Source organism: Microbacterium umsixpiens (genome assembly GCF_053543675.1).
Genome location: NZ_JBLVOH010000133.1, coordinates 1 through 4,013 on the forward strand (window position 1 = coordinate 1; position 4,013 = coordinate 4,013).

Consider the following 4,013-nt stretch of genomic DNA (forward strand, 5'->3'; position numbering starts at 1 on the left):
TCTCCAGACACAGGGGTACGACGGGGAAGGATGCCGCGCGAGGCGGCTCGCTGCACGCGTCGGGCGTCAGGTGCGGGAGATCGAGAGCTGTGCCAGGGAGAGGGCGGGGACGACGAGGCGCGGGCCGGCACGGCTCGGCGACGTCAGGCGGGGAGCGCGGGTGCGGAGGGGCCGGGAGCCCCGACCGCGAAGCCGGAGGAACAGCAGCACCAGTGCGACGCCGCACAGCACGGCGAGCACGCAGACGCCGATGTCGGAGGAGAGCACGTCGATGGCCGTCGCGCTGTCGGGGCCACCACCGGCGGACACGGTGTCAGTCGGAGACGAGACGCCGGACGCGAGGCAGAGGGTGGCGTGCACATCGGCCGGGCCGTGGGAGCTGGACCAGGCGCCGATCACCAGCAGGAGCGCGAGGCCGACGGCGGTGATCGCGCGGGCGATCAGCGTCCGATCAGCCCGCGCTCGCAGCATCCGATCCGGCGGTGAGGGCAGCATTTCCCGCGCAGTCTAGCAACGGTGCCTCTGTCTCTCCGGGGCCGGGCCACCGCTGACACGCCTACACTGGAGGGGTGGCGAGACTACTGATCGTCGGCGGCTTCCTCGCCGCCGTGTTCTGGGTGTACAGCATCGTCGATTGCGCAGTGCAGCCGGCGACGCGGCACCGGGGTGTGTCCAAGGCCGCCTGGATCGCGATCGTGGTGCTCCTCCCCGTGATCGGTGGAATCCTCTGGTTCGTGATCGGCCGGCGCCGTGCGAACGATTCCGGTACCCGCCCCGTCATCGCGCCGGACGACGACCCTGCGTTCCTGCGCAGCATCAGCAAGACCGAGCAGGATGCCCGCATCCGCCGCCTCGAAGAGGAGCTCGCCCGTCTGGACGAGGAGACCGACGAGCCTCCCGCCTCGGACCCGCGCCCGTGACGTCGTCGCCGGCGATGGAGGCCGCGGCTTCCCTGATCGCCGACCTCGTCGCGAACGGTGTGCGCGACATCGTGCTGTCGCCGGGCTCGCGCTCGCAGGCGCTCGCGCTCGCCGCCGTGCGCTTCGCCGATGACGGGCACGTGCGCGTACACGTGCGCATCGATGAACGCGTCGCCGGGTTCACCGCGCTCGGGATCGCCCGGGAGACGGGTGTGCCCGCTGCCGTCATCTGCACCTCGGGCACGGCCGTCGCCAACCTGCTTCCCGCGGTGCTGGAGGCGTTCCACTCCGGTGTCCCACTGCTGCTGCTGACCGCCGACCGTCCGCCCGAACTCCGCGGCGTCGGAGCGAATCAGGCGACGCGCCAAGAAGGTCTCTTCCACCCCTGGGTGCGCGACCAGGTCGATGCCCCGGTGCCGGGGGACGGTGACTGGGCCGGACTCGCCGAGCGTGCTGTGGCGGGCGCGATGGGAGCGCGCGAGGTCGATGGCGCGCTGCCCGGCGTTGCGGGCCCCGTGCACCTGAACCTCCCCGCCAGGGAACCGCTCTCGGGCGACCTCACCGCGATCACGGCAGCCCCGGGCGAAGCACCCCGTCCGCTCGCGGAGGAGCCGTTCGCACTCGAGCGCGGTCCGCGGACGGTCGTGATCGCGGGCGCCGATGCGGGAGCGGATGCCGAAGAGGTCGCCCACGCAGGAGGCTGGCCCCTGATCGCCGAGATCGTGAGCGGTGCGCGCTTCGGGCGACAGGTCGTGCACGGCTACCGTCGGCTGCTGTCGCGCGACGAGCTCGGCGGGCGCATCGAACGGGTCGTCGTGCTCGGCCACCCGACGCTCAGCCGTGAGGTGGCAGCACTCCTCGCCCGTACGGATGTCGACGTGATCGCGGTGCGCGGGGGTGGGGAGGATCTGAACCTCAACCACCGCACCCGTGCCGTCGGCGCCGTATCCGTCGCCCCCGGCCCCGCCGATCGCGCCTGGCTCGGCGACTGGCTCCAGGCCTCGGCCGCCGAGGTCGTCGACCTGAGCGAGGACGCCCCCGACCCCGACGGGTTGGCCTCCACCGACTTCGCCGCCCGCAGGGACGCCGTCAAGGCCGAGCTCGACGCCGTCCGCCGCCCGCTCGACCGTGCACTCCTGGTCGACGCCGTGTGGCGGGCCACCTGGCCTCACGACCGGCTGGTGTTCGGCTCTTCGCGGCTGGTGCGCGTCGCCGATCAGGTGCTCGGCGGCAAGAAGGTGCCCGTGCACGCCAATCGCGGACTCGCCGGGATCGACGGCACCATCGCGACGGCGACCGGCATCGCACTCGCCAGTCAGGCGGCCGGAGCCCCCGGTGTGACGAGGGTGCTGCTGGGCGACCTCGCCTTCCTGCACGACGTCGGCGCACTGCTGCTGCCCCCGGACGAGACCGAACCGCGGCTCCAGGTCATCGTCGGCAACGACGGCGGCGGCACCATCTTCGACTCCCTGGAGGTCGCAGGGTCCGCGTCGCCGGCCGACCTCGATCGCGCTTTCTACACCCCGCACACCGTGCGCCTGGAGCACCTCGCGTCGGCCTACGGCTGGGAGTACCAGAGGGTCACGACCCGCACGGCGCTCGACCAGGCGCTGACCACTCCGCGCGGCGGCCGTCAGATCATCGAGGTGCCGCTGCCGCGTTGACTGGCAGGATGTGCGTATGGACGCGCACCGCTGGACGCAGACGCTACGAGTGGGCGAGGGATTCCGCCTCGCCGATCTCGACCCCGACACCAAGCCCGGATACGTCGGCGGCAAGTCGCACGGCGCCCGTGACCTCGCGGCGGGGCTCGAGAAGCTGAACGATCTGCAGGAGAGGTTGTTCGCCGAGAGCCGGGTCGGGGTGGCGAAGGATGCCGTACTGCTGGTGCTGCAGGCGATGGACTCGGCCGGCAAGGGCGGGATCGTGCGGCACGTGGTCGGCGGGGTCGATCCCCAGGGCGTCGCGCTCGCCGCGTTCAAGGCGCCGACACCCGAGGAGCGCAGCCACGACTTCCTGTGGCGTATCGAGAAGCGTCTGCCGGAGCCGGGCTTCATCGGGGTGTTCGACCGCTCCCACTACGAAGACGTCCTGATCGGCAAGGTGCGCGAGCTGGCGGACGCCGCGGAGATCGAGCGCCGGTACGACGCGATCAACGAGTTCGAGGCCCGCGTCGCGGCATCCGGCACCCGCATCATCAAGGTCATGCTGCACATCTCGCCGGAGGAGCAGAAGGAGCGGCTCATGGAGCGGCTCGAACGCCCGGACAAGTACTGGAAGTACAACCCCGGCGATGTGGACGAGCGGATGCTGTGGCCGCAGTACATGCAGGCGTACCAGACCGTGTTCGACCGCACCTCCACCGAGGCGGCCCCGTGGCACGTGATCCCGGCGAACGCCAAGTGGTACGCCCGCCTCGCGGTGCAGGAGCTGCTGCTCGCAGCCCTGGAGGACATCGACCCGCAGTGGCCGGTCGCCGACTTCGATGTCGAGGCCGAGAAGAAGCGCCTCGCCGCGAGCTGAGCGCGCTCAGGCCAGCGCGTCGACCAGCGGCCGGAACTTCACCCGCGTCTCGAGCAGTTCGCTCTCGGGGTCCGAGCCCGCGACGATCCCGGCGCCGGCGTATGCCGTCACCCCGATCTCCCCGGATCCTGCCGTGAACTGTGCGCAGCGCAGGGCGATCGCCCATTCGCCGTTGCCCGCGGCGTCCACCCAGCCGACCGGGCCGGCGTAGCGTCCGCGGTCGAAGGGCTCGAGCTCGCGGATGGCGGCGATGGCCGCGGGCGTCGGGGTGCCGGCGACGGCGGCGGTCGGATGCAGCACCTGCACCAGGTCGAGCGCCGATTCGCCGTCGGCGAGCTCGCCCTCGACGTCTGTCGCGAGATGGAAGAGGTTCGGCAGCTTCAGAAGGAAGGGCTGCTCGCTCGCGGCCAACGCCCGGGTGTGCGTCCGGAGCGAGGCGAGCACGCTCTGCACGGCGTACTGGTGCTCGTCGAGATCCTTCGTGCTCGAGGCGAGGTGGGAGGATGCCGCGGTGTCGGCGTCCGCATCCGCGCCCCGGCCGATGGTGCCGGCGAGCACACGAGCGGTCAC

At 71.8% G+C, this 4,013-nt stretch carries 5 protein-coding genes; 3 read left to right on the forward strand and 2 right to left on the reverse strand.

The genetic code is table 11. The annotated features are described in order from the left end of the window. Positions 1–66: 66 nt before the first annotated feature. Complete coding sequence (locus ACNPM4_RS13240) at positions 67–495, reverse strand: hypothetical protein (protein WP_448985981.1); 429 nt, start codon at positions 493–495, stop codon at positions 67–69. 74 nt (positions 496–569) lie between these two features. Between ACNPM4_RS13240 and ACNPM4_RS13245 the strand changes: the two genes are divergently transcribed. Genes ACNPM4_RS13245 through ACNPM4_RS13255 form a run of 3 tightly spaced genes read left to right on the forward strand, consistent with a single transcriptional unit; the run spans position 570 to position 3,443 of the window. After that, entirely contained in the window at positions 570–920 is a 351-nt protein-coding gene (locus tag ACNPM4_RS13245) for a PLD nuclease N-terminal domain-containing protein (protein WP_029260899.1), read from the forward strand. 14 nt (positions 921–934) lie between these two features. Next, positions 935–2,584, forward strand: coding sequence for a 2-succinyl-5-enolpyruvyl-6-hydroxy-3-cyclohexene-1-carboxylic-acid synthase (menD, locus tag ACNPM4_RS13250; protein ID WP_448985986.1), 1,650 nt, complete (start codon positions 935–937; stop codon positions 2,582–2,584). 16 nt (positions 2,585–2,600) lie between these two features. Continuing rightward, positions 2,601–3,443, forward strand: a complete 843-nt coding sequence (locus ACNPM4_RS13255) for a polyphosphate kinase 2 family protein (RefSeq protein ID WP_448985982.1) — start codon at positions 2,601–2,603, stop codon at positions 3,441–3,443. A 6-nt stretch (positions 3,444–3,449) separates the two neighbouring features. On the opposite strand, the gene ACNPM4_RS13260 is transcribed toward ACNPM4_RS13255, so the two are convergent. Beyond that, positions 3,450–4,013, reverse strand: a 564-nt coding sequence (locus ACNPM4_RS13260; RefSeq protein ID WP_448985983.1) for an isochorismate synthase, incomplete at its 5' end; no start/stop codon positions are given.